This is a genomic window from Pseudoalteromonas sp. '520P1 No. 423', from assembly GCF_001269985.1.
GTDB lineage: Bacteria > Pseudomonadota > Gammaproteobacteria > Enterobacterales > Alteromonadaceae > Pseudoalteromonas.
This window is the reverse complement of record NZ_BBZB01000001.1, coordinates 2606864-2633617: the sequence shown is the minus strand read 5'-3', so window position 1 is coordinate 2633617 and position 26754 is coordinate 2606864. Positions and strand designations below refer to the sequence as shown.

Sequence of the window (26754 nt, the reverse complement as noted above, 5' to 3'; positions counted from 1 at the left end):
AAAATGGCCATAAATGGCCATTTATATCTATATTTTGTGAATAGATGTCCAACCGGTTGAAATTTATACTGCATTGGCATAAAAAAACGGTTCATTTACTAGCTAAAAGAGTTAGAATTCACCTCGACTCCACGCTAATAAAAAGCTGTGTAATAACTACTCGTTCAAAGTAGTAATAGATTAAGGAACACACAATGACACAAAACGATGGTCACACTTCAGTTCTGTTGGATAATGTTTGTAAGTTAATACATCAGAAAGTACATGCAGATAATGTGTCGCTCGTAGAAAAATTTGCCAAAACCTTGTACAGCAATATGTCTAAAGAGGATTTGGCTAATCGTAACGACAGTGATTTATATGGTGCTGCACTGAGTTTATGGAATTCACTTGAAAGTCATATGTCAGATGACATAATGGTTAGAGTTGTAAATCCTGAACTTGCGAAACATGGTTGGCAATCCTCTCACACAATTGTAGAAATAATTGTTAAAGATATGCCTTTCTTGGTTGACTCTGTTCGTATGGCACTTACTCGCGAAAATATCGCATCTCACCTTTTATTACATTCCCCGCTTAAAATTCAAAGAAATGATGATAATAAAATATCGGCACTTTCTAATTTAAAGGGTGAACAAGCATCTTCTTCTACTAAAACAGTTTTCTTTATTGAAATTGATCGCCAAACAGACGTTAAAGTAATCGAATCTTTAAAATTAGAGCTTATTTCTGTTTTAAGTGATGTTTCAGTTTCAGTACAAGATTGGTTACCAATAAAAGATAAGCTTCAAGAAATCACAAAATCACTACCTAGTCGCGAAGGCGTAAAAAATAAATCAGAGATCCAAGAAACAGTTGAGTTTTTAGATTGGTTAGGTACTGATAATTTTACACTTATGGGTTACCGTCAGTATGAATTAACTGCTGTGAAAGGTGACTATGAATTAAGAGGTGTTCAAGGCTCTAGTTTAGGTATGATGAAAAATTCAGAAGAAGAGAAAATTAGACTTCTTTCTGACTTACCTGAAATCGCGAGAAAAGAAGCACAAAATGAACATTTATTGATTTTAACAAAAACGAATTCTGTTTCTCGCGTCCACCGTCCAGCGTATATCGATTACATTGGTATTAAACGTTTTGATAAAGATAGAAAGGTAATTGGTGAAGACAGGTTTATTGGTTTGTTTTCTTCTAATTTCTACAATAACAGTGCATCTGATATTCCTGTTTTAAGTAGTAAAATAGCTAGGATCATGGGTAAATGTGATTTTGCACAAGGCACTCATGCTTATAAAGCAGTGCTAAATGTATTAGAAACGTATCCACGTGATGAATTGTTACAAGCACAAGATAACGAATTACTTGAAGTTGCAATGGGCGTACTACAAATGCAAGAGCGTGATATGTGTCGCTCTTTTGTTCGTAAAGATATATACGGTCGTTTTTTCTCTTGTATGGTATATGTACCACGTGAACGTTATAACACGGCACTTCGTCGTGAAACGCAGCAAATTCTTGCGAAAGAGTTTGGCTCACAAGATAAAGTTGAATTTACAACTTTCTTCTCAGAATCTATCCTGGCTAGAACACACTATACTGTGCGTGTAGCCGACAACAATATTGAATTTAATGTGAAAGATATAGAAAGAAATCTAATTGAAGCGGCTCGTACATGGGAAGATAAGCTGCAGTCTGTTTTACTAGAATGCGCTGGTGAAGCTACTGGAAATGATTTAAATCGTAAATATAGCCATGCATTTGCTCGTGCATATAAAGATCAAGTTTTACCGAGTGCTGCAGTAGTTGATATTGAAAAACTTGAATTGTTAACTGATGAAAACCAACTTGAGATGTTATTTTATCGTCCTCAAGAAGCAGCTAAAAATGAAGTAAGCTTAAGCCTATATCACAAAGATGAGCCAATTCATTTATCGGCAATTATGCCAATGCTTGAAAACTTTGGTTTACGCGTAATAGGTGAAACACCTTATTCAGTTAAAACATCTGATGGCCAAGTTAATTGGATCATGGACTTCACTATGCTGCTAGGTAATACAGCTGAAGGTGATTTTAGTGCCAGCTCAGAAAGATTCCAAAATGCGTTAACTGATGTATGGTATAATCGACTAGAAAATGATGGTTTTAACAGATTGATACTGTCAGCGGGTCTTGGTGGCCGTGAAGCGTCTATCTTACGTGCTTATGCTAAATATATCCGTCAAATTGGTGTTACTTTCTCGCAAAGTTACATTGAAAGCACTTTTGAACGTTACCCTGAGTTAGCGCAACAGCTAGTTGCTTTATTTGATAAAAAATTCAATCCTAAAGCAAAATATACAACTAAATCGTTTGATAAACTAGTTGCTCAAATTCATGCCGATTTAGATAATGTAGCTAACCTTGATGATGACCGTATTATCCGTATCTACTTAGATATGATAAATGCAACATTACGAACAAACTACTTCCAGTTTACAGCTGAAAATAAACATAAATCATCTATTTCATTTAAAGTTCAGCCAACGCTTATTCCTGATATGCCGTTACCGAGGCCTGCATTTGAGATTTTTGTTTACTCACCAAGAGTAGAAGGTGTTCACCTTCGTTTTGGTAAAGTCGCACGTGGTGGACTACGTTGGTCTGACCGTCGTGAAGATTTCAGAACTGAAGTACTTGGGTTAGTTAAAGCACAACAAGTTAAAAATACTGTAATTGTACCTGTAGGTTCAAAAGGTGGTTTTGTTTGTAAACAACTACCAAGTGGTAGAGATGAATTTTTTGCAGAAGGCCAAGAGTGTTACCGTATCTTTATCCGCGGCTTACTAGACATTACAGATAACATTGTCTCTGGTGAAGTAGTACCACCACAAAATGTTGTTCGTCATGATGCTGATGATGCTTATCTTGTTGTTGCAGCAGATAAAGGCACAGCAACATTCTCTGATATCTCAAATGGTATTTCTGAAGAATATGGCTTCTGGTTAGGTGATGCGTTTGCATCAGGTGGCTCAGTAGGTTATGACCATAAGAAAATGGGTATAACAGCAAAGGGTGCATGGGAATCTGTTAAACGTCACTTCCGTGAAGCAGGCATTGATTGTCAATCTACCGACTTTACGTGTGTTGCAGTTGGTGACATGGCGGGTGATGTATTTGGTAATGGCATGCTTTTATCTAAGCATATCCGTTTACAAGTTGCATTTAACCACATGCATATCTTCATTGATCCAACACCTGATTCAGCTAAAACTTACCCTGAAAGAGCACGCTTGTTTGAATTGCCACGTTCTAGTTGGGAAGATTATGATAAGTCATTAATCTCTCAGGGTGGTGGCATTTTCTCTCGTGCTGCAAAATCAATTTCTCTTACACCAGAAATCAAAAAAATCCTTGGCACTAAAAAAGCAAGCATGACACCAAATGAATTAATTCGTGCTGTGCTTAAAATGCCTGTTGATTTAATTTGGAATGGTGGTATCGGTACCTACGTTAAAGCTGCAAGTGAAACTGATGCAGATGTAGGCGATCGTGCAAATGATGCTTTACGTATCAATGGTTCAGAATTAAACGCTAAAATATTTGGTGAAGGTGGTAATTTAGGTTGTACACAACTTGGTAGAATTGAGTTTTCTGAAAAAGGCGGCCGTATTAATACCGACTTTATTGATAATGTAGGCGGTGTTGCGTGTTCTGATACTGAAGTAAATATCAAAATTTTACTTAATAGCTTAGTTGCTGAAGGCGACTTAACTAAAAAGCAACGTGATGAATTACTTTACTCTATGACTGACGAAGTGTCAGTTGATGTATTAAATGATTGTTACCGTCAAACGCATACAATCTCAGTAACTCAATTAAAAGGTACTTCTACTCTTAAAGAGCAGATCCGCTTTATTCATGAGCTTGAAAAAGAAGGTAAGTTAGATCGTGAAATCGAATTTTTACCAAGTGATGAAGAATTAGCTGAAAGACTTGCTGCTGGTCAAGGCCTAACAAGACCTGAACTATCAGTATTAGTTTCATATGCAAAAATGGTATTAAAAGAGTCATTAGTAACGCCAGAGTTAACTGATAATCCTTACTACCGTCAACTATTAGTTAATGCATTCCCAGTACCATTAAGAGAAAGATTTAATGATGCAATGGATAATCATCCGCTAAGAGCTGAAATCATCGCCACTAAATTAGCAAATAACATCATCAATGATATGGGCTTTAATTTTGTAGCGCGTATGATGGAAGAGACAGGTGCACAAGTTGCTGAAGTCGCATTATGTTATTCAATGGCTGCTGAAGTATTTAAAATGTCAGAGACTTGGTCTCAGATTGAACAATTAGATAATAAAGTACCAGCAACTGTTCAAACAGAGATGTTATACCAATTACGCCGCACAATTCGTCGTGCTACGCGTTGGTTCTTACGTCATCGCAATAAAGCATTAAACATTGAGCAAACTATTGCGTTCTTTGCACCTCCATTTGCTGACTTAAGTGAAAACTTAACAACGTACATGAATGAAGAAGAAGCTAAGACATTAATACTTGAAGCACAATCACTTGAAGCTGAAGGTATAGATGCAAAACTAGCTACTCGTATTGCACAATTATCAAGTTTATTCTCTGTAATGGATTTAGCACAAGTTGCAGATCACGCACAACGTGAAATGGAAATTGTAGCAAATACATACTTTAAACTTGGCGCAAGAATGGGTCTTCATTGGTTCTTAGATCAAATCACTAACCAACCAGTTGCTAACCATTGGCAAGCACTTGCTCGTGCATCATTTAGAGAAGAGCTTGATTGGCAGCAACGTTCAATCTCTGCAGTTGTATTAAATAGCTGTCCAGATACAGAATGTAATGTTGATGCAATTGTTGATACATGGATGGAAGATCATGAAGTAATTTTAGAGCGTTGGTTACATATGCTAGCTGAATTTAAAACTTCACAAAGTCATGATTTTGCAAAATTCTCTGTTGCATTAAGAGAACTGATGCTATTAAGTCATACATGTGATACTTCAAAATAAATAATATAGTCTCATGCTCATAATGAGCATGTGTTTATAGATTATTTGTTATAAAATACCCCAGTTTGGTCAGCATGACCACTGGGGTATTTTTTTAGGAGTAATATATGTTTTATGATTTAGCACGCCGTTTTATGTTTACACAAGATGCAGAATGGGCGCATAATTTTGCATTAAATAATTTAAGACGTTTTGCTCATACCCCGTTCAATACTATGTGGGCTCAAACAATAGAAGATAAACCAGTTGAATTTTTGGGTCTTGAGTTTAAAAACCTATTGGGTTTAGCGGCAGGCCTCGATAAAAATGCTGAGTGTATTGATGCATTTTCTCAAATGGGATTTGGTTTTGTAGAAGTAGGAACTGTCACACCAAGGCCACAAGCAGGAAACGACAAGCCAAGAATATTCAGACTCCCAGAATCAAATGCTATTATCAATCGCATGGGTTTCAATAATAAAGGTGTCGAGAATTTACTAACAAATGTTAAAGCCTCAAAATATGATGGTATTTTAGGTATTAATATTGGTAAAAATAAAGATACACCAAATGAGCAAGGTAAAGACGATTACATACATTGTATGAGAAAAGTATTTACAAGTGCTTCATATATCACAGTAAATATTTCTTCACCAAATACACCTGGTCTTAGAGATTTACAATATGGTGCCGCACTTGATGACTTATTATCAAGTTTAAAAAATGAACAACTAGATTTAGAATCAAAGCATGGCAAACACGTACCTATGCTTGTTAAAATTGCACCAGATTTAGATCAGGTACAAGTTGAACAAGTAGCGGGATCTTTATTAAGTAATAAAATAGATGGTGTGATCGCAACAAATACCACTTTAGATCGTTCTTTAGTTCAAGGTCAGCAATACTGTGATGAAGCTGGTGGTTTATCAGGTCAACCAGTGAGAGAAAAATCGACACATGTTGTCAGTGAACTAAAGCGTTTAACCGATGGAAAGTTACCTATTATAGGTGTTGGCGGAATAGATAGTGCTGAATCCGCAAAAGAAAAACTGCAAGCGGGTGCTGATTTATTACAAGTTTACACTGGATTTATATACCAAGGCCCACCGTTAGTTAACAAGATCTTAACTGGACTTTAGGGATCATTATTCCTATATAAGGATCGGAAATTAAAAATAATGATCCGTTCAAAAATAATATTAAAAAAAATTCAAATATGAGTTGAATTTATCTATAATCCTCGGAATCATTAGGTTTAGGGGATTTTTTAATGTTACAAGCTTCGCGAAAATGGAATTGGATTGCTTGTGCTAAATCAAATACGCTTTTGCTCGATATGGGCAATGAGATGATTTTTTGCACCCCTTATAAAATTCGAAACCTAACAAATGATGTTTTAGATAACCCTGCTTTTAGTTTAACTGATGCTAATTTTTATGAACAAGTATCTTCTTACCTCGATAGCTTTAGTATTTGGAATGAAGCGCAAATTTGCCAAATGGCATTAAACGCTACTGCTGTTAAACATTATTTAAAACCTATGCTAACTAAAAGTTGGTTTTTTGAATTATATCAAGGGAATGAACCAAGTGTAGATGCGATTATTCAATTAAAATCTAAAAAGCAGATGGGGCAATTTTTGATAGTTGATCATACAAATGAAGGCTCCGTATGCATTTGTTTAGAAAAGTGTTATTCATTAGATGATAATTTTGAATTAAAACAATTTGAAGTTATAAAAGTTTTAAATGATAGGATTTATCCACTTATTATTAAGTCTGAGCTACAAAAACGTGCGTAAAATTAAACAAGGAGTCCTTTCCTTTGTTTAGCTACTATTCTATTCTTTCTTTCGCATCTTCAGCTAAATGAGCTGATAATTTTGTAATTTCAGCTAAGTTTGCTTTAACAGTTTTCTTTGGTAATTTACCAATTAAAAACTCACCTGTATCTAATGATTTATGCTCTGACGCAAAGATCAGTAAGTTTTTACCATTACACATAACTTTATCAAAAATAGTTCTTACTTTTAATTTCTTATTTTTTAAAAAAGAACGCAAGCGTGTTTTGTCATTAACAGATACATATTCACATACTCGCATTGAAATATCATCTGCACTTGCTGTTGGTACATTTAATGCTGCAACTGTAACTAAGCTAGCTATGATTAAAGTTTTTTTCATTTCTTACCCTTATAAAATTAAAAATTTTACTCTTAGAACTGTTTTGTTCATAAAACTCATATTCAGTGTAGTGTTATGTAAATAAGATTCAACAAATAGTTACTCATTAACTGTTTTAAATTATTAATTGTTCAAATTTTATAATAATATTGATTGTTTTTTGAGTTGTAACTTTAATTTATATAAAGTCTGATGTTTTTTAATTGAACATAGCGTATTATTTTTAATCACACATTAATTTGTAACTTTAGAGTAATTTAGTAAATGGTTGAATATCAGCATATTTGTATACCTCAAGATGGGTCAAAAATTATTGTAGAAGAAGATGGAACTCTAAATGTACCCAATAATCCTATCATTTCATTTATTGAAGGGGATGGGGTTGGTGTCGATATTACACCCGTGATGCTAGCTGTTGTTAACGCATGTGTTAAAAAAGCATATCTAGGTAAACGCCAAATTAAATGGATGGAAGTATTTAATGGTGAAAAAGCGGCACAGATGTATGATGGAGATTGGTTTCCACAAGAAACGCTTGAGGCTATTAGAGAGTTTGCCGTCGCAATAAAGGGACCATTAACAACACCTATCGGGGGCGGGTTTAGATCATTAAATGTTGCTTTAAGACAAGAAATGGATCTTTATGTCAATATGCGACCTATCCAATGGTTTTCAGGTGTGCCATCTCCGCTTAAAGAACCCCATAAAACAAATATGGTTGTATTTAGAGATAATAGCGAAGACATATATTCAGGAATTGAATTTAAAGCAGGCTCTAATGATTCAGATAGAGTACTAGAGTTTTTACAATCAGAAATGGGCGTTAGTCGCATTCGTTTCACTGACAATTGTGGAATTGGAATTAAACATATATCGGAACAAGGGTCTAAAAGATTAATTAGAAAAGCGATTGAATTTGCTTTAAAGAATGATAGAGAGTCAGTCACGCTAGTTCATAAAGGTAATGTTATGAAATTTACCGAAGGCGCATTCAAGCAATGGGGTTACCAAGTTGCCAAAGAGGAATTTTTTGCAACAAAACATGATAATGGTCGATGGATGCAGATTAAAAATCCAAAAACGAATAATACATTAACTATAAAAGATGTCATTGCTGATAGTATGCTTCAACAAATTATACTTTGCCCCGAAGAGTATGATGTTATAGCAACAATGAATCAAAATGGGGACTTTCTATCTGATGCCTTAGCAGCACAAGTTGGCGGTGTTGGTATTGCACCTGCCGCTAATTTAAATGATGAAGTCGCATTTTTTGAACCTACTCATGGTACAGCATCGAGACTCGCAGCTATGGATAAGGTAAACCCAAGTTCAATAATATTATGTGCTCAAATGATGCTTAGACATATTGGGTGGATTGAAGCAGAAAGATTGATTTCAAAGGGGTTAGAAGGGGCGATAAAATCTAAACATGTCACTTACGATTTTGCTTCAAAAATAAAAGGTGCGACAGAGGTCAGTTGTTCTCGATTTGGTGAGTTAGTAATAGAAAATATGTAAATAAGAAGCTAATCCATACCCCATATTTTGAGGTATGGATGATAACAATCAATTTAAGCAACCTGGGCGTGCGGTAAATCAGATTGATTTATTAATCTAATGTTATTACCTAATGTTGGTAATAGCACATTTATGCGCTCTATGAGCTTTTCGTGACATTCACAATGCGGTCCAACAAAAGAAGTCTCGTTTGTCAACATTAAAATAAGTGTTGTTACAATCACTTGAGGAACTTCACAGCAATGTTCATCTAAAATGATAGTTTCGATTGGTTTATCATTGTATTTAAAAGTGTGTATTTGTAAGTCTTCAGTATCAAGTTTGCGGCAATTTGCGCCAAATTCAATCACTAAAATTGACAGCGTGTCATAAAATGTTTCATTACTAATAGACGATTTAGGAAGTAATTCATCTTCAATAAAATGGCGTAATGGGCTGTCAACGTAAACTTTTGCTCTTAGTTTATAACCTTGATCTGCATTAATTTGTGGTTTCATAATCATTTCTCTCATTGCATTATGTATTTTATTGATTTCGGTTTTAATAAATAAATATTTATAAAACAACTCCTCAACGCTCACTTTCAAATTAGCGTGATTAGTTACATAAATGAAATGGTTGTTTTCAATGTTTGAAATTGATTAAATCAATAAAGGTTCAATTTTTATCTATCTTTGATAGTTTTAGAGAATTCTGCTAACGATCTTCTAAGCCACTGATGGGCTTTAGAATGGTGTAATAAAGGGCTCCAAATCATTTTTATTTCAATTGGCACAATTTGAAAGGGGACTTTGAGTGATACTAAATTTATATTATCTTTATATAGCATTGCTTGTCTTCTTGGGATTGTTGCTATGAGATCTGATTGTGCTAATAATAATGGCGTTATCATATAATGACGTGTAAATACTCTGATATTTCTTGTTTTATCAAACTGCCATAATGCCTCATCCACCCAGCCTAGTTTATGAGAGCCTGATTTATTGGTGACAGCACTCTCTGCTCCCCATCCTGAGCGATTGATCCAAATATGCTCACTGTCAAGGTAAGTATCAAAATCAGTTTTATTATTATACATACTGTCTTTATTGGTTAAGCAGCAAAAGTTATCCCTCCAAACGCGAGTCTGATGAAATGATTTAGGTAAAAAAGTAAAGCGATTGATTGCAAGATCAATTAAACCTTTTTCCATATCTTGTAAGTCGATATCACCGGGAGTTAGGATATCAAAATTGATTTGTGGTGCTTTTTTTAATAAAGATGTGATGAAAGGAACAAGTAAAGTTGCTTCAATGTAATCATTTGTCATGATCCTAAATGTAATTTGGCTGTGCTCTGGCGAAAAGTCTTTATCGGGCTGTGTGATCTGTTCAGCCATAGATAAAAAGATAACGATCTCAGGTTTTAATTTAATAGCCTTTTCTGTAGGAGTCATGCCTTGAGCTGTTCTAACGAGTAATGGATCATCAAATAATAGCCGTAAACGACTTAAAGCATTGCTCATCGCTGGTTGCGTTAAAGCGACTTTATTTGCAGCCTTTGAAACACTCCTTTCCTCAATCAATACATTTAAATAAACTAATAAATTAAGGTCTATATTTCTGATATTCATAAAATCTATTTTACTTATTCAATTTATAAATTATTTCAATTAAAGCTTGATTGTTAAGGTGAGTAAATGGTTATGTGAAAATAGTCGATATAGGTCAGGATTATAATGCTAGATAATAAATATAGTGCGAAAACAATGAATGACGTAATCGCAATCAAAATAGCCAGAGCAATTGTAGGTGGATTTGAATCTATGTTTGCAGATTTTTTAAATATTACTTTAGCTGCTCAGTCACGATTTGAAAGAGCGGCTTGGCATGAAGTTCAACAAGCCATGAAGTTGCGGCTTAAAGTATATGAGAGTAAAGCGGATGAAACAGCAAAGGCTATTAAGCAGATTGCTTTTAACGAATATGTAGATAATTTTGTTTGGAAAAGTGCAAAGAAGCACTTTGCATTATTGATTATCAATTATGAAAATGCGCTTATTGCACAAACATTCTTTAATTCTGTGTTTGGTAATATAAAAGGAGATCAAAATAAAAGAGAAGTGCATTTATTTATTTTACAGCCACAATTTCAACCCTTAAAAAGACCTACCAATGATATATTATGTCAATTAGATAGCTGTACGGGTGTTGTAAATGCATTTGAGCAATTATTAGATTATTTTAAGTTTAGAACGCCATTTGAAAACATCGTCAGAGACATCGGTTATATCAATACAGTGTTAAAAAAATTTGATGGTGACTTATTAAGTATCGAAAATTGCCATGTCGAATTTGGTAAGTCACTATTTTTTAGAAATAAAGCATGTTACATCATTGGAAGGTTGATTGATGATGATGATAAACGCAGTGTGCCTTTTGCCTTACCTATTTTGAATGATGATCAAGCTGGCCTTTACATAGATGCTTTTATTATAGGTGAAGGCCAACTCAGTATGTTGTTTGGGTTTGCACGGGCATACTTTATGGTAGATACAGATCAGCCTGTACGATACGTAGATTATTTGTGCGATTTATTACCAAATAAGCAAAGGTTTGAATTGTTTAATGCAATTGGTTTCATTAAACATGCAAAAACAGAGTTTTTCAGATATAAAGTTGACTCAACAATGGAAATGTCTATAAATGAAAAATATATCAGCGCACCAGGTATTAAAGGCATGGTGATGTTGGTTTTTACTACAGTAAATTCTAAATATGTGTATAAAATTATAAAGGATAAATTTACTCCTCCAAAAGACATTACACGAAACGGGGTAATGGAAAAATATAACTTTGTTAAAAATGCTGACAGAATAGGGCGTTTAGTTGATACCCAAGAGTTTCGATATCTGGCTTTTGACTTATCTCGATTTAGTGATGATGTATTAATGGAGTTAAAAGCACATGCAAATGACAGTTTGATAATAAACGGCAATGCCCTCATTCTAAAACATGTTTACGTTGAAAGAAAAATGATACCGCTTAATTTGTATATTAAAAATGCAAGTGATAATCAACTTGAACAAGTCATGATGGAATATGGACAGGCAATTAAACAATTAGCTGCGGCCAATATTTTCCCTGGTGATATGTTAATGAAAAATTTTGGTGTAACCCGTTGGGGTCGCGTTGTATTTTACGATTATGATGAAATTTGTCCTTTAATTGAGTGTGATTTTAAAACTATACCTGAAGCAGATAATGCTTATGATGAATTATCAAATGAGCCTTGGTTTGATATTGGGCCTAATGATGTCTTTCCAGAGCAGTTTCCTGTTTTTTTATCATCTAACTTAAACGCTAAGCGGTATTTTGAAAAATATCATAAAGACCTATACCACATTAATTTTTGGCAGAAATTACAACACAAGATTAATCAAGGAGATATCGAAAACGTATTTCCATATAAAGAAAAATGGCGTTTTAACGCTAATAGATAGTTTTATGCTTTATAGCACTTTATACTGCTGATTGAACTTGATGAGATAAAAATAAATCTAATCATCAAAGAAGTAGCTACTACCTTTAGGGATCACAATGCAAAATCAACAATCAGATGAACATATTCCAGCAATTGTTTTAGATCAAGAAGATATAAAGCCAAAAAAGATAACAGATAAGTCGTCAAATACAACAGTAGTTTCAGATCCTAAAACATCAAAGTCATCTGCATTTCCAGTTATATTAACACTGTGTATGTTTTCAGTGTGTGCTTGGTTTTTATATAAGCAAAATAATTTATTAATTGAGAGTGAAAGTCGTATTATCAGTTTAGAAAATCAATTGTCTGCAACAGGTGAAGAAATGGGCTCTTCAGCTGTTGCTATGCAAGTTAAAGTAAAAGATTTATCCGATAAAACAGCTGAATTATGGAAGCAAATGGATAAATTATGGGCTTCTGCTTGGCGTAGAAATCAAAATGAAATTGGAGAATTAAAAGGTGAGTTTAATAAGTACAACAAATTACAAACAGAACAACAAGCACTAGTTAATTCAGTACTTACGCAACAAACACAACTCACCTCAAACTTTAATAAACAAAATGCTATTAAGTCAAAAAGCATACAAGAGTTTAAAGAAACCTTATTAGAATTTGAAATGAAAAATGCAGATAGCGAAAATAAAATTTCAAATTTAAATCAACAACTGAGCACGTTATCAAAGCAATACAAACAATTGAGTGCGCAAGGTACTGCTGTTGAAACAAAAACAACTAATAAAGAGATCCTTACAACACAGCCTTAATATGGATTATCAAATTTTGATAATGTTAGATATGTTTAATTAAAAAATTGAGAGTTCCCGTTGATCATAAACGAACAAGCACTTGTTATAGGTGCAATCCTGCTAGTTATCTTGTCATTTACTGTCGCGATATTATGTTATAGAAAAATAGCACAACTAAAAGACATAAACCTTAGTGTCAGTGAAAAGATACAAGAACTTGAGAAAAGCGAAGTTCAATTAGAACATAATCTGAATCGGTATAAAGAGCAGTACCTTGTCAGTAAAACCAGACTGGAGGCTAAATTTGATGAAAATGAAGCTTTAAATAGCAATGTACGTGTTTTAGAAAATAAACTTGAAATGGTATCAAATGATTTATATGAACATAAATCGCGTATTGCACAACATCAAGAAAAAGTAAAATCCTATACGGATAAAATAAATTTATTAGAAAAATCTGAAATTAGGTTAACACAACAATTTGAAAATATTGCAAATAAGATCTTTAGTGAAAAAACTGCGAGTTTTACCCAACAAAATAAAACAGGTCTAGATGGACTATTAACGCCTTTGAAAGAGCAGTTATCTAGTTTTAGTAAACAAGTTAATGATGTTTATACAACTGAAGCAAAAGAAAGGCATGCATTAAAATCTGAAATACTAGGTTTAAAAGAACTTAATGTGCAAATGGGCCTTGAAGCAAATGCACTCACAAAAGCACTTAAGGGTGATAATAAAAAACAAGGTACTTGGGGTGAAGTAGTACTTGAACGTGTTTTGCAAAGTTCAGGCCTCAGAGAAGGTCATGAATATGAAACACAATTACATTTAAAAAATCAGGATGGTAAAGCTTATAAACCGGATGTTGTGATCCATTTACCACAAGGAAAAGATGTTGTAGTTGATTCTAAAATGGTATTAGTGGCATATGAGCGCTTTCATAATGCACAAACGGAAGGTGAACAAAGTGCTGCATTAAAATCGCATATCGACGCAATTAAAAATCATGTGAAAGAGTTAAGCGCAAAAGATTATCAAATGCTTCATGGCATAACCAGTTTAGACTATGTGCTTATGTTTATACCGGTAGAGCCTGCCTTTAATGCGGCATTAGAATATGAACCTAGCTTAGTACAATTTGCCCTTGAAAAGAATATTATGTTGGTAAGCCCAAATAACCTCATTGTCGCGTTACGTACAATCAATAATATGTGGCGAATGGAATATCAAAATAGAAATGCACAAGACATTGCTGATAAGGCAGGCTCAATTTATGATAAATTGGTTGGTTTTGTTGATGATATGACAAAGGTAGGAATTAATCTTGAACGCGCAGAATCAAGCTATGATGATGCAATGAAAAAATTAAGTGAAGGGCGAGGCAATCTGGTTAAAAAAGCAGAAGAAATGAAGTCATTAAATATTAAAGTAAAAAAGTCATTACCTAAAGAAATGATTGAAAAATCAGAAATCAGCTTTGCAGATCCAACAGAAATTACATCTAAGCTTCAATAGTCACTATAAAATAGTTTGATTGCATTATTAAAGTACTGCAATCTTACCTGTTTTTTGCAATAATGTTTTTAATTAGAATTACATCAAATCAGACCATAATTTAGAGGATATACATTCCATGGCGGAGATTGAAAATCGCCCAAGCAACTTTATTCGTACTATTATCGATAATGATCTTGCTAGTGGGAAACACGCATCAACCCATACTCGTTTTCCACCAGAACCAAATGGTTTTTTACACATAGGTCATGCTAAATCAATTTGTTTGAATTTTGGCATCGCAAAAGATTATTCTGGCTTATGTAATTTACGTTTTGATGATACTAATCCAGAAAAAGAAGATGTTGATTACGTAAATGCGATTAAAGATGACGTGCAATGGTTAGGTTTTGAATGGCATGGTGATATCAATTATTCATCAAACTATTTTGATAAACTTCATGGCTATGCTGTCGAGCTAATCGAGAAAGGGTTAGCGTATGTATGTTTTTTAAGCCCAGAACAAGCGAGAGAGTACCGTGGTACTTTAACTGAAGCGGGTAAGAACAGTCCTCATCGTGATACATCTGTAGAAGAAAACTTAGCTTTATTCGCTAAAATGAAAAATGGCGAATTCAAAGAAGGTGAATGTGTTCTTCGTGCCAAGATTGATATGGCAAGTTCATTTATGGTACTTCGCGATCCAATTATTTATCGTATTCGTTTTGTACACCATCACCAAACAGGTGATAAATGGTGTATCTATCCTATGTATGATTTTACACATTGTATCTCTGATGCAATCGAAGGGATCACGCATTCTTTATGTACGTTAGAGTTCCAAGATAACCGTCGTTTATATGACTGGGTACTAGAAAACATTTCAATTGAATGTAAGCCACAGCAAATCGAATTTTCTCGTTTAAATCTTGAATATACTTTAATGTCTAAACGTAAACTAAACGAGCTAGTTGAAAATAATTTAGTAGAAGGTTGGGATGATCCGCGTATGCCAACTATTGCAGGATTACGTCGTCGAGGTTACACGCCTGCTTCAATCAGAGAATTCAGTAGCCGTATCGGTGTTACTAAACAACAAAATACGGTTGAAATGAGTATGTTAGAAGCCTGTATTCGTGAAGACTTAAATGATAATGCGGCCCGAGCAATGGCTGTACTTGATCCAATAAAAGTTGTTATTGAGAATTTTGATGAAACGGCTGTTGAAGAACTAAGCGCACCAAATCATCCTAATAATGAAGAAATGGGCAAACGTGTATTACCATTCACACGTGAACTTTATATCGAACGTGAAGATTTTAGAATTGAAGCTAATAAAAAATTCAAACGTTTAGTATTAGATAAAGAAGTACGCCTTCGTAACGCATATGTGATTAAAGCAAATCGTTTTGATGAAGATTCTGAGGGTAATATCACAACAGTTTACTGTAGTTATGATCCAGACACTTTAGGTAAAAATCCTTCTGATGGCCGTAAAGTTAAAGGCGTAATTCATTGGGTATCTGCAAGTAAAGGTATAAAAGCAGAAGTTCGCCTATATGATCGACTATTTAATGTTGCAAATCCTGATGCAGATAGTGAACTTAACCCAGATTCTTTAACGATTGCCCATAACGCAGTGTTAGAACCATCTTTATTAAATGCAGAAAAAGAGCAGGGCTTTCAGTTTGAAAGAACAGGTTACTTCTGTCGCGATAATAAAAATGATGAATTAGTTTTTAATCAAACTGTTGGTCTAAGAGATTCTTGGGGCAAGGTTGAAGGGAAATAGCTAAGTCTAATAGATGTGGTTAAATTATTTAGCTGCATCCTGAGTCTTGAGTGCGTAAATACATTTCAGGATTAGTCATATTAAAATAATAAAAAAGCCTATCATATGATAGGCTTTTTTATTTATTATTTTTTGACAACTAATCTAATGATTTGCGTCTGCGTAATCAGCACATGCTTTAGTATCAGTACATTCACCATATAAATATAGAGAATGATTAGTAAGGCGCATGCCATTTTCATTTGAGATGTCAACTTGGCGTGTTTCAATTATTTCATCATGGAATTCAATTACTTTACCACATTTCAAACACACAAGGTGGTCATGATGCGTTGTACCAGATAATTCAAAAACAGATTTACCGCCTTCAAAATGATGGCGAGATACTATTCCAGCATCATCAAATTGGTTTAAAACTCGATATACAGTTGCTAAACCAATTTCTTCGTCTTTGTCTAAAAGAATCTTATAAACATCTTCAGCGCTGATATGTTGATTTTCAGGCAGCTGTAAAATTTCCAAGATTTTAATTCTTGGTAGCGTTACTTTTAGACCTGCTTTTTTTAACTCTATATTATGATCAGTCATTAATTATTTTCTCAAATATCATTATTATTTACTGTGTTTACAGGTACTGTTTATTTTAGCTTAATATACACAGTAAAGCTTGAAATAAAAAGAAATATACCGTTTTCTAATCAGTTAATTCTGCTAAACACATTTCTTCAAAGATTTGTGCACACCATTGCTTAACACGATCATTTGTCAATTCTGGTTGACGGTCTTCGTCAATACCTAAACCTACAAAGTGAGAATCATCAGCCATGCCTTTAGATGCTTCAAAATCATAACCCTCTGTAGACCAGTGACCAACAACGATCGCACCACGTTCAGTTACAATATCGTTAACCATGCCCATAGCATCTAGGAAGTATTCTGCGTAATCTTCTTGGTCTCCACAACCAAAAATAGCAACTAACTTTTCATTGAAATCGATTTCTTCTAATTCAGGGAAAAAATCATCCCAATCACATTGTGCTTCACCGTAATACCAAGTTGGAATACCAAACAATATTAAATCGAATTCAGCAATGTCTTCTTTACTGCTTTTTGCAATATCAAAAACATCGATCATTTTTTTGCCAAGTTCTTTTTGAATTAGCTTTGAAACATGCTCTGTATTACCAGTATCACTACCAAAAAATATGCCTACACTTGCCATGATGAAAAAACCTTCTATCTATCAAATTTCGTATTATTCAATTCTAAATGCTAATTTTTCTTGCAGAATTATTTCAATTAAAGCGCTGCGACTGATATTTTGAGCATCAGCCATATCGTTTAGTGCTTCGTAAAGTTCTGCAGAAACTTTAAATTCTACTCGTTTTAATCCACGCGCTTTATCTCGTTTCAACTGGTTTCTTTTATTAACTTTCAGCTGTAATTCACGTGATAGTGGATTTGTTTTAGGTCGACCCGGACGCTTCTCATTTTCAAATAAGTCTATCGTCGTTCTGTCTGTTTGTGCTTTAGCCATATTAACTGACACCTGCACCTTGCCAAAAGACTTGGATCACACCTTTGGCAATAAAACCTGAACACCCTAAAAATAATACTAACCAAACTACAGCGCGACCAAAAAAAGGCACTTGTCCTTTTTTTAGTACATCTTGTATTGCCATTCCTATAAAGAACAATAGGGCTGCAAGGCCAAAATATAACCCTAAGGTTTCAAATTCATTGATTAATTTGCTGACCATTTTTCGACCTACTTAAGATGACCTATGAAATAAACGGCAATATTATATCACGATATTCACTAATTAATTAGCTAAAATCGTATTAGTCTAAAATAAAATCTGTAATAGATTTATTGACAGCTGTTGGCTTTTCAGCATGAAGCCAATGGCCCGTTCCATGTATCACTTTTGCTTTACATTTGGGGAAGAATTTTAAAAAAACATCTCTCATATTCTCAGTAATATATTCTGAGTTGCTGCCTTTTATAAATAAAGTCTTGCCGGTAAAGGCGGTGCCTGATGGTGCTTGAAGGATATCACAATACTTATTTTGTAAAATTGTCAGGTTAAACTTCCAGTCAAATCTATTTTGCGTTTTAACTAAACTTTTCAGTAAAAACTGTCTTACACTAGGCTCGACTATATATTCACTCATAACTGAATCTGCATCTTGTCTTGAGCTTATACGTGCATCATTAACTGCATTTAAACCTTTAAAAACGTCATCATGTCTTGGCTCATAAGTAACCGGCGCAATATCTAATACTACAAGTTTATCTACTTTCTCAGGGGTATTTAATGCAACTTGCATCGCAACTTTTCCGCCCATAGAGTGACCTACAAAAACAGCTTTTTCAATGTTCAATTGTATCATTAATGCTAACACATCTTGACTCATTGCAGGGTAAGACATGAGTTCATCATGTTCTGAACGACCATGATTTCTTAAGTCAAGTGCTGTGACTGTAAAATTTTCAGATAAAGGTCGCGCTATCACATTTAGATTTTCAAATGAGCCAAATAATCCATGAATTAAAATTAAATGAGGGCCTTGGCCAGTTTGTTTGTAATGTAATTGCATTGTATTCCTAAGAGGGCATTAATCTTACTTTTTTTAATTTTATCATATCTATTTAAAGGCGCATATAAAGTTAATGTGACATAGGCTTAAATTTAAATCAGCTATTTCAATTTATTACTTTTAAAATATATTGCGACTAAAAGTGATATTTGAAAATCGAAACCGTAGAGTATGACGATAAAAAAAGATATAATATTTTCGAGACGCTATTACAAAGCATTTAAGACAGGAAAATCATGAAAAAAATAGAAATAGATGACGAGTTATATCACTACATAGCAAGTAATACACAAAGCATTGGTGAAAACGCAACTCAGATTTTACGTCGTTTATTAAACTTGTCTCCAGTGTCAGCATCAAATAAGGAGTCAATTACTCCTATTGAAGAAGCTAAAACGCAGGTAAAAACAAAAATAGAAGACAAAATAGAACCTGAAATAATAGAAACAGTACCTGCTGACGTATTTAATGTTTTAAATAAAGAAGAGCTTGCAATGCAAAAAGGTGTTGTAGGCCGGTTCTTATTTATATTAAGTGCGCTGCACAGAACACATAAAGAAGGGTTTGAAAAAGTTTTAGATGTCAAAGGCAAGCACAGAATCTATTTTGCTATGAGTAAAGAAGCACTTTTAGATTCAGGTAGTAGCATGAATCCAAAAAATATTCCTGAGTCGGAATATTGGGTTATGACAAATTCAAATACAACACGAAAAAAATCAATGCTTCATGAAGTTGCAATAACACTCAATTATAATGAAACACAAGCAGAAACGCTTAGAGATTATTTGTAATTAATATATTTAACAAAGGAAATTAAATGGCTATTCATGACAACGCAGGTAAGCGCGCATCTCAGAGTGATTTAGTAAATATTCCAAAATTAATGTCGGCTTATTATTTAAATGAGCCTGATATCGAGCAATTTCCAGAGCAGAAAGTTGCATTTGGTACATCTGGGCACCGTGGTTGTTCTTATAATACGCAATTTAATGAATCACATATATTAGCTATTACACAAGCAATTTGTGATTATCGTAAAAATAACAATATATTTGGCCCTTTGTTTCTTGGTAAAGATACACATGCATTATCAGAAGCTGCATTTAATTCTGCAATTGAAGTATTAGTTGCCAATGAAGTGCAAGTGATCACACAAGAAAACGGTGATTTTACACCAACACCTGTGATCAGCCATGCAATCGTGTGCCATAATGCTAAAAATCCACATGAATTATCTGATGGTATTGTCGTGACACCTTCACACAATCCACCTCAGGATGGTGGTTTTAAATATAATCCACCAAATGGTGGACCAGCAGATAAAGATGTCACTGACTGGATTGAAAACCGAGCAAACCAATTATTAATTGAAGATTTAGTACAAGTTGAATTATATCCTTTTGTAAAAGCATCTCGCTCGGGTTTTACAAAATACGTTGATATGATCACGCCTTATGTGGAAGACTTATCAAATATCATTGATTTTAACGCAATTGCTAAATCAGGTATTAAAATTGGTGTTGATCCACTAGGTGGTTCTGGTATTAATTTCTGGCCTGTCATTGCAAAACATTACAATTTAAACATTACAGTGGTAAATAATATAGTAGATCCTGCGTTTGGTTTTATGCCTTTAGATAAAGATGGCAAAATTAGAATGGATTGTTCATCTCCTTATGCCATGGCAAACTTAGTCTCTCTTAAGGATAAATTTGATATTAGTATTGGTAATGATCCTGATTATGACAGACACGGAATTGTTACGCCTGATGGACTAATGAATCCAAATCATTTCTTAGCTGTTTCAATTGATTATCTATGTAATAACCGACCACAATGGCGCAAAGATTTAAAAATTGGTAAAACATTAGTTTCAAGCGGCATGATCGATAAAGTAGCTCAAAAAAATAATCGAGAAGTTTATGAAGTGCCAGTCGGTTTTAAATGGTTTGTAGAAGGCTTAAGCAAAGGCGAATTAGCTTTTGGTGGCGAAGAAAGTGCAGGGGCTGCATTCTTGCGTTTTGATGGCAATGTATGGTGTACTGATAAAGATGGTTTTATCATGGGGTTATTAGCAGCCGAAATGTTAGCTGTGACATCAAAGACACCCTCTACATTATATAAAGAGCTAGAAAGCAATTTTGGTTCTCCACTTTATAAGCGCATTGATGCACCGGCATCTAATGAACAAAAAGCCAAGTTATCAAAACTTGAAGCATCTGATGTTAGTGCAACAGAGCTTGCAGGCGAAAAAATATTAGCTAAATTAACACATGCTCCTGGTAATAAGGCTGCAATTGGTGGTCTAAAGGTTGTTACCGAAAACGGTTGGTTTGCTGCAAGACCATCAGGAACTGAAGATATATATAAAATATATCTAGAATCTTTTAAAGGTGAACAGCATTTATCTTTGTTAGAATCAGAAGCGAAAAGCTTAGTTAATTCAGTAATTAAATAACTATCAATATAAAAGAAAAGGCGAATTTATTCGCCTTTTTTTATTTTCGACAACACACATCAACAACACACTATGGGTTTATTAAATTAATGTATATTGAAGCGCTAAAGACAACAGGTGATTTCTTATCAATTAGTCGTGAAAATGAATGGACGTTAGAGCCAACATCATTTTCATTATCAAATGGTACTTTAGTTGAAGTATTAAATACGGGTGTAATTCAATTTACACCAAGCACATCAACAAACAAAGATATCGTATTATCAAGCGCCGTACACGGTAATGAAACGGCACCAATTGAAATATGCGATGAACTTATTCAAAAAATAATTAAACAAGAAATTTCACTAAAACAAAGAGTGTTATTTATTTTTGGTAATCCAGCTTCAATCAATATTGGTAAACGTTTTGTAGAAGAAAATTTAAATAGACTATTTAGTGGTGAGCACTCAAAAGGTGAAGGTTTAATTAATCAAGAGCGTAAACATGCACAAAAATTAGAACAATACGTAAGCCAATTTTTTGAGTCTCAAGAAGCCGGACGTTACAGATGTCATTATGATTTGCACACAGCAATCAGAGGTTCTAAAAATGAAAAGTTTGCAGTATATCCATATTTAAATGGTAAACCTTGGAAAAAGCATCAATTAAGTTTTTTATTAGCCTGTGGTGTTAATACCGTATTGATGATGAAATCTGCTGCAACAACTTTTAGTTACTTTTCATCAAATGGTTTTGATGCTGATGCATTTACGATTGAACTAGGACAAGTGCGCCCGTTTGGTGAAAATAATATGGCAAGCTTTGAAAAAGTGAAAACGACACTAACGTCACTTATCACACAAGATGAAGTTGTATACCCTGAATATCATGCCGATGATTTTGAATTATTTGAAGTGCATCGCGCTATAAATAGAACACAAGAAGCCTTTTCTTTTCCTTTTGCTGATGATGTTGTTAATTTTACGGGTTTTTCAAAAGGCAGTTTAATGGCAACTGATGGCAACCAAGAATACTTGGCTGAAGTAGAAGGTGAATCAATTATATTCCCTAATGCACAAGTTGCACTCGGACAGCGTGCGTTGCTAACTGTAGTGCCGCTTAAATCTGAAAATATCGTATAGATAACTTTCCACCTTTTTTCTAATCCCACCTTATAAATCTAGGATATTCATCTAAACTTAGTTGAATATCCCTTTACGTTAACGTAAAGTTAAAACAGCTTTAATTTAATCAAAGCCCTTTTGATGAACAATCTTTGCCTGTATTTAAAACTTATTGAATTAAAAATTCCAATAAAGTTTAAGTTTTGAATTATTAATCTTAAATATTAATTGGTAATGATAAAAACGAATCTAGCAGTTCACAAATCTGGCTTTAACAACAAGAGTTGAATGGTTATGAGTAATCCAAATAACGTATCGCAAAATATCAAGCATGATCTTGAATTTATTGATGGGCACGCCCTTAATATAGCGACACTGAAAGTACTAGATGCAAATGGTGAAATATACCCAGATGCAGTTGAACCAGATATGGCTCAAGACACTGCCTTGCATATATACCGCACCATGCGATTTATTCGAGCATTGGATGAACGTATGCAAGCTGCTCAGCGACAAGGTCGCGTTAGTTTTTATATGCAATGTCTTGGTGAAGAAGCCGCTATCACAGCAAGTGCTGCTGCGTTAGATATAAATGATATGATCATGGCACAATATCGTGAACAAGCTGCATTACGCTATAGAGGTTTTACTTTAGATCAATTTATGAATCAAATGTTCTCTAATGAATTAGATCCAGCGAAAGGGCGTCAAATGCCTATTCATTACGGTTCTAAAGCATTAAATTACATGACAATCTCATCACCACTTGCCACACAAATCCCGCAAGCAACAGGTTATGCTTACGGCCAAAAAGTTAAGCATGTTGATAAAGATACCAATACTTTATCTAGCCAAATAGATAATATTACAATGTGTTATTTTGGTGAAGGCGCTGCATCAGAAGGTGATTTTCATGCAGGTTTAAACATGGCTGCGGTACTTAAAGCACCGGTTATATTCTTTGCTAGAAATAACGGATATGCAATATCTACTCCTGCGGAGGAACAATTTGCAGGTGACGGTATTGCCAGTCGTGGTGTGGGTTATGGCATAAAAACAATACGCGTTGATGGTACAGATGCATTGGCTGTATATGCAGCAACTAAAAAAGCACGTGAAATATGTACTATGACAGGAGAGCCTATTCTAATTGAATCTATTGCTTACCGTGTTGGCGCGCATTCAACATCAGATGATCCATCTGGATACCGTTCAAAACAAGAAGAAGCTGATAATAGTGAAACTTGTCCTATCAAGCGTTTTGAGGCTTGGTTACTTAAAAAACAGTGGTTAGACCTAGATGCTGAAAATAAACTCGATGAACAAGTAAGAGAAGAAATATTAGAAGCACTAAAAGTAGCTGAAAAAGTAGCGAAACCAGAATTAATTGACTTAATCACTGATGTTTACGATACGCCAATTCCATCACTAACTAGACAGTTTGATGAATTAGAAGCACATATTAAAAAGCACCCACAAGCATATCCGACAACAGCAGGGAGATTGAAATAATGCCTAAAGTTAATATGTTAAAAGCGATTAACTCCGCTTTAGAAATTTCAATGAATGAACACCCAATGGCATGTATATTTGGTGAAGATGTCGGTGTATTTGGTGGTGTTTTTAGAGCAACATCAGGTTTACAAGAACAGTTTGGTAAACACAGAGTATTTAATACACCTTTAACAGAGCAAGGAATCTTAGGTTTTGCTAATGGTTTAGCGGCTTTTGGTGCGCCAACGATTGCAGAGATTCAATTTGCGGATTACATATTCCCAGCTTTTGATCAAATTGTTAATGAATCAGCTAAATTTAGATACCGTAGTGGCAATGAATTTGATGTAGGAAACTTAACAATTCGTACACCATACGGTGGCGGTATTGCTGGTGGCTTATATCATTCTCAATCACCAGAAGCTTACTTTGCACATACTCCAGGCTTAAAAATTGTTGTACCAAGAAACCCATATGAAGCTAAGGGTTTATTAAGAGCTGCAATTAAAGATCAAAACCCAGTATTATTTTTTGAACCAAAACGTTTATATCGTGCTTCAGTTGGCGAAGTGCCAGAAGATGATTACATAATTCCATTGGGTAAAGCGCAAGTTGTTAAAGAGGGCGCTGATGTCACTTTATTAGCTTGGGGTGCACAGATGGAGATCATTGAAGATGCAGCTAAAAAAGCAGAAGAAATCGGGATCAGCTGTGAAGTAATTGATTTACGCTCTATTATTCCTTGGGATGTTGAAACAATCGCTAAGTCTGTGACAAAAACAGGCCGTTTAATTGTAAGCCATGAAGCGCCTATTACCAATGGTTTTGGCAGTGAAGTTGCAGCGACCATTGCAGAAGAATGTTTCTTACATTTAGAGTCTCCAATTAAGCGAGTTTGTGGGTTAGATACGCCATACCCGCTAGCATTAGAAAAAGAATATATACCAGATGCATTAAAAGTATTTGAAGCAATTAAAGCATCAGTGTCATTTTAACGGATTTAAGTAAGTGTTTAGCAAATTAGTTTTAACAAAAATAAAGATCTTGCTAAACACCCTAAAGCTAAATAGATTATTTTCAAGAGGTGATTTTTAATGTCACAAGATTTTATATTACCAGACATCGGTGAAGGCATTGTTGAATGTGAAGTAGTTGAATGGCTGGTTGCAGAAGGTGATACTGTAACTGAAGATCAACCAATCTGCGATGTAATGACAGATAAAGCACTGGTACAAATACCAGCAGTACATAATGGCGTGATCAGCAAACTATATTATGCGAAAGGTGATATTGCTCAAGTTCATGCTCCATTATTTTCTATGAATGTTGAAGGTGATGTGGCTACAGGTGAAACTTCAGCTGCTACGCATACACTAGAAGTAGTAGAAGTTGCGCCTGAGACTCAAACTGATACTGGCGAACATCTTGATGATTTCATATTACCAGATATTGGTGAAGGGATTGTAGAGTGTGAAATTGTCGAATGGTTAGTTGAAGAAGGTCAAGAAATAGTAGAAGACCAAGCTGTTTGTGATGTAATGACAGATAAAGCACTCGTACAAATCCCAGCTAAATATTCAGGTAAAGTTGCTAAGATATATTACCAAAAAGGTGATGTTGCAAAAGTGCATAGCCCATTATTTCAAATGCGTTTAGCAGGTAATTCAGCGTCAACAGAATCTCCGGCACCAACAGTGATTGCGGCATCTAAATCATTAGAGCTTGAAGAAACAGAACAAAGCAAAGGCCTTTCTTCTGTAAATTCAAGTAAAGTTAATAAACCATTGAATGATACTGTTGTTAACGAAAAAGCTGTTGCATCGCCTGCTGTAAGACGACGTGCTAGAGAAATGGACTTAGATATTAAATGTGTACCAGGCTCTGGAAAAAATGGTCGAATTTTCAAAGAAGATTTAACGCGCTTTATTCAAAGTGAATCTAAACCAGCAGTAATTACTGAAGTACAGGAAGTCCAAAGTAATAATACATCAGTGGATCATGTTGAGCCTATTAAGGGTATTAAAGCTGTAATGGCTAAGTTGATGACAGATTCTGTTACAACTATCCCGCATTTTACTTATAGTGATGAAATTGATTTAACTGAATTAATTTCTCTACGTGGTGATATAAAAGAAGAATATAAAAAACAGGGTATTAAAGTTACTATGATGCCGTTCTTTGTTAAAGCATTATCATTAGCGATCAAAGAGTTCCCTGTGCTTAATTCAAAAGTAAATGAAGATTGTACAGAACTTAAGTATTTTGGTGACCATAATATTGGCATGGCAGTTGATTCTAAAGTTGGTTTACTGGTGCCTAATATTAAACAGTGTCAAACTAAAAATATTGTTGATATTGCAAATGAAGTAACACGTTTATCAGATTCTGCAAGAACGGGGCGTGTATCACCAGAAGACTTAAAAGGTGGCACAATCACGATTTCAAATATTGGCGCGATAGGCGGTACTATTGCGACGCCTATTATTAATAAACCAGAAGTTGCTATCGTTGCATTAGGTAAGTTACAACACCTACCACGGTTTGATGACCAAGGCAACGTTGTTTCACGTGCAATTATGCAAGTAAGTTGGTCTGGCGATCATCGTGTAATTGATGGTGGCACAATCGCTCGCTTTAATAACTTATGGAAAGATTACTTAGAGAATCCTTCTAGAATGATAATGGCGATGAGCTAATAGATCTGCTGCGAGTTTCTATTAGAGCCACTGCATGACTTAAATAAAAACCTGTATAATATTATTTATACAGGTTTTTTTTATACTTAATAATTACTACGTACTGGCGTCAAAAAAGGTGTTAGAGGAATT

At 34.5% G+C, this 26754-nt stretch carries 22 protein-coding genes; 14 read left to right on the top strand and 8 right to left on the bottom strand.

Annotated features, from left to right (window positions below):
* Nucleotides 1-194: 194 nt before the first annotated feature.
* From PSA_RS11970 to PSA_RS11960, 3 genes are all read left to right on the top strand, one after another.
* Nucleotides 195-5030 (top strand): NAD-glutamate dehydrogenase, encoded by a 4836-nt coding sequence (locus PSA_RS11970; protein ID WP_042144250.1) that lies wholly within the window; start codon nucleotides 195-197, stop codon nucleotides 5028-5030.
* A 107-nt stretch (nucleotides 5031-5137) separates the two neighbouring features.
* Nucleotides 5138-6148, top strand: a complete 1011-nt coding sequence (gene pyrD, locus PSA_RS11965; RefSeq protein WP_042144253.1) for a quinone-dependent dihydroorotate dehydrogenase — start codon at nucleotides 5138-5140, stop codon at nucleotides 6146-6148.
* A gap of 131 nt (nucleotides 6149-6279) precedes the next feature.
* Entirely contained in the window at nucleotides 6280-6810 is a 531-nt protein-coding gene (locus tag PSA_RS11960) for a cell division protein ZapC domain-containing protein (protein WP_042144255.1), read from the top strand.
* 34 nt (nucleotides 6811-6844) lie between these two features.
* Here the strand turns inward: PSA_RS11960 and PSA_RS11955 are convergent, their stop codons facing one another.
* On the bottom strand, nucleotides 6845-7192 hold the full coding sequence (locus tag PSA_RS11955) for a DUF3718 domain-containing protein (protein ID WP_042144257.1): 348 nt from the start codon (nucleotides 7190-7192) through the stop codon (nucleotides 6845-6847).
* 264 nt (nucleotides 7193-7456) lie between these two features.
* On the opposite strand from PSA_RS11955, the gene icd reads away from it, so the two are divergent.
* Nucleotides 7457-8713, top strand: a complete 1257-nt coding sequence (gene icd, locus PSA_RS11950) for an NADP-dependent isocitrate dehydrogenase (RefSeq protein WP_042144259.1) — start codon at nucleotides 7457-7459, stop codon at nucleotides 8711-8713.
* Nucleotides 8714-8766: 53 nt separating this feature from the next.
* On the opposite strand, the gene PSA_RS11945 is transcribed toward icd, so the two are convergent.
* Nucleotides 8767-9210, bottom strand: a complete 444-nt coding sequence (locus PSA_RS11945; RefSeq protein WP_127924089.1) for a hypothetical protein — start codon at nucleotides 9208-9210, stop codon at nucleotides 8767-8769.
* A gap of 167 nt (nucleotides 9211-9377) precedes the next feature.
* Nucleotides 9378-10325: a LysR family transcriptional regulator gene (locus tag PSA_RS11940; protein ID WP_042144262.1), complete on the bottom strand. Its 948-nt coding sequence runs from the start codon at nucleotides 10323-10325 to the stop codon at nucleotides 9378-9380.
* A gap of 105 nt (nucleotides 10326-10430) precedes the next feature.
* On the opposite strand from PSA_RS11940, the gene aceK reads away from it, so the two are divergent.
* The 4 genes from aceK to glnS all read left to right on the top strand — a co-directional run bounded on the left by aceK (nucleotide 10431) and on the right by glnS (nucleotide 16267).
* Nucleotides 10431-12194, top strand: a complete 1764-nt coding sequence (gene aceK, locus PSA_RS11935) for a bifunctional isocitrate dehydrogenase kinase/phosphatase (RefSeq protein ID WP_042144266.1) — start codon at nucleotides 10431-10433, stop codon at nucleotides 12192-12194.
* A 97-nt stretch (nucleotides 12195-12291) separates the two neighbouring features.
* Nucleotides 12292-12999 carry a hypothetical protein gene (locus PSA_RS11930; protein WP_052379906.1) on the top strand — a complete coding sequence of 236 codons (708 nt, stop codon included), beginning with the start codon at nucleotides 12292-12294 and terminating at the stop codon, nucleotides 12997-12999.
* A gap of 60 nt (nucleotides 13000-13059) precedes the next feature.
* Nucleotides 13060-14496: a DNA recombination protein RmuC gene (rmuC, locus tag PSA_RS11925; protein ID WP_042144268.1), complete on the top strand. Its 1437-nt coding sequence runs from the start codon at nucleotides 13060-13062 to the stop codon at nucleotides 14494-14496.
* A 118-nt stretch (nucleotides 14497-14614) separates the two neighbouring features.
* Nucleotides 14615-16267, top strand: coding sequence for a glutamine--tRNA ligase (glnS, locus tag PSA_RS11920; RefSeq protein WP_042144270.1), 1653 nt, complete (start codon nucleotides 14615-14617; stop codon nucleotides 16265-16267).
* Between the two features lie 144 nt (nucleotides 16268-16411).
* On the opposite strand, the gene fur is transcribed toward glnS, so the two are convergent.
* The 5 genes from fur to PSA_RS11895 form a co-directional block, all read right to left on the bottom strand.
* Entirely contained in the window at nucleotides 16412-16855 is a 444-nt protein-coding gene (gene fur, locus PSA_RS11915; RefSeq protein ID WP_042144272.1) for a ferric iron uptake transcriptional regulator, read from the bottom strand.
* A 106-nt stretch (nucleotides 16856-16961) separates the two neighbouring features.
* A complete protein-coding gene (gene fldA, locus PSA_RS11910; RefSeq protein ID WP_042144274.1) occupies nucleotides 16962-17489 on the bottom strand; it encodes a flavodoxin FldA in 528 nt (175 codons plus the stop codon).
* Between the two features lie 33 nt (nucleotides 17490-17522).
* Nucleotides 17523-17804, bottom strand: coding sequence for a LexA regulated protein (gene ybfE, locus PSA_RS11905; protein ID WP_042144277.1), 282 nt, complete (start codon nucleotides 17802-17804; stop codon nucleotides 17523-17525).
* A gap of 1 nt (nucleotide 17805) precedes the next feature.
* A complete protein-coding gene (locus PSA_RS11900) occupies nucleotides 17806-18027 on the bottom strand; it encodes a DUF2788 domain-containing protein (protein WP_042144278.1) in 222 nt (73 codons plus the stop codon).
* A gap of 82 nt (nucleotides 18028-18109) precedes the next feature.
* Nucleotides 18110-18868, bottom strand: coding sequence for an alpha/beta fold hydrolase (locus PSA_RS11895; protein WP_042144279.1), 759 nt, complete (start codon nucleotides 18866-18868; stop codon nucleotides 18110-18112).
* Nucleotides 18869-19104: 236 nt separating this feature from the next.
* Here PSA_RS11895 and seqA point away from each other — a divergent pair, with 236 nt between their 5' ends.
* The 6 genes from seqA to PSA_RS11865 all read left to right on the top strand — a co-directional run bounded on the left by seqA (nucleotide 19105) and on the right by PSA_RS11865 (nucleotide 26622).
* The gene (seqA, locus tag PSA_RS11890) at nucleotides 19105-19659 is read left to right on the top strand and encodes a replication initiation negative regulator SeqA (protein ID WP_042144280.1); all 555 of its coding nucleotides are present in this window, start codon (nucleotides 19105-19107) and stop codon (nucleotides 19657-19659) included.
* A 26-nt stretch (nucleotides 19660-19685) separates the two neighbouring features.
* Nucleotides 19686-21326, top strand: coding sequence for a phosphoglucomutase (alpha-D-glucose-1,6-bisphosphate-dependent) (gene pgm, locus PSA_RS11885; protein WP_042144281.1), 1641 nt, complete (start codon nucleotides 19686-19688; stop codon nucleotides 21324-21326).
* Between the two features lie 89 nt (nucleotides 21327-21415).
* Nucleotides 21416-22450, top strand: coding sequence for a succinylglutamate desuccinylase (gene astE / locus PSA_RS11880; RefSeq protein ID WP_042144282.1), 1035 nt, complete (start codon nucleotides 21416-21418; stop codon nucleotides 22448-22450).
* Nucleotides 22451-22726: 276 nt separating this feature from the next.
* A complete protein-coding gene (locus tag PSA_RS11875) occupies nucleotides 22727-23944 on the top strand; it encodes a thiamine pyrophosphate-dependent dehydrogenase E1 component subunit alpha (RefSeq protein ID WP_042144471.1) in 1218 nt (405 codons plus the stop codon).
* The gene (locus tag PSA_RS11870) at nucleotides 23944-24921 is read left to right on the top strand and encodes an alpha-ketoacid dehydrogenase subunit beta (RefSeq protein WP_042144283.1); all 978 of its coding nucleotides are present in this window, start codon (nucleotides 23944-23946) and stop codon (nucleotides 24919-24921) included. The genes PSA_RS11875 and PSA_RS11870 overlap by 1 nt, the downstream gene beginning before the upstream one ends.
* A 99-nt stretch (nucleotides 24922-25020) precedes the next feature.
* Complete coding sequence (locus PSA_RS11865; RefSeq protein ID WP_042144284.1) at nucleotides 25021-26622, top strand: dihydrolipoyllysine-residue acetyltransferase; 1602 nt, start codon at nucleotides 25021-25023, stop codon at nucleotides 26620-26622.
* Nucleotides 26623-26754 lie beyond the last annotated feature (132 nt).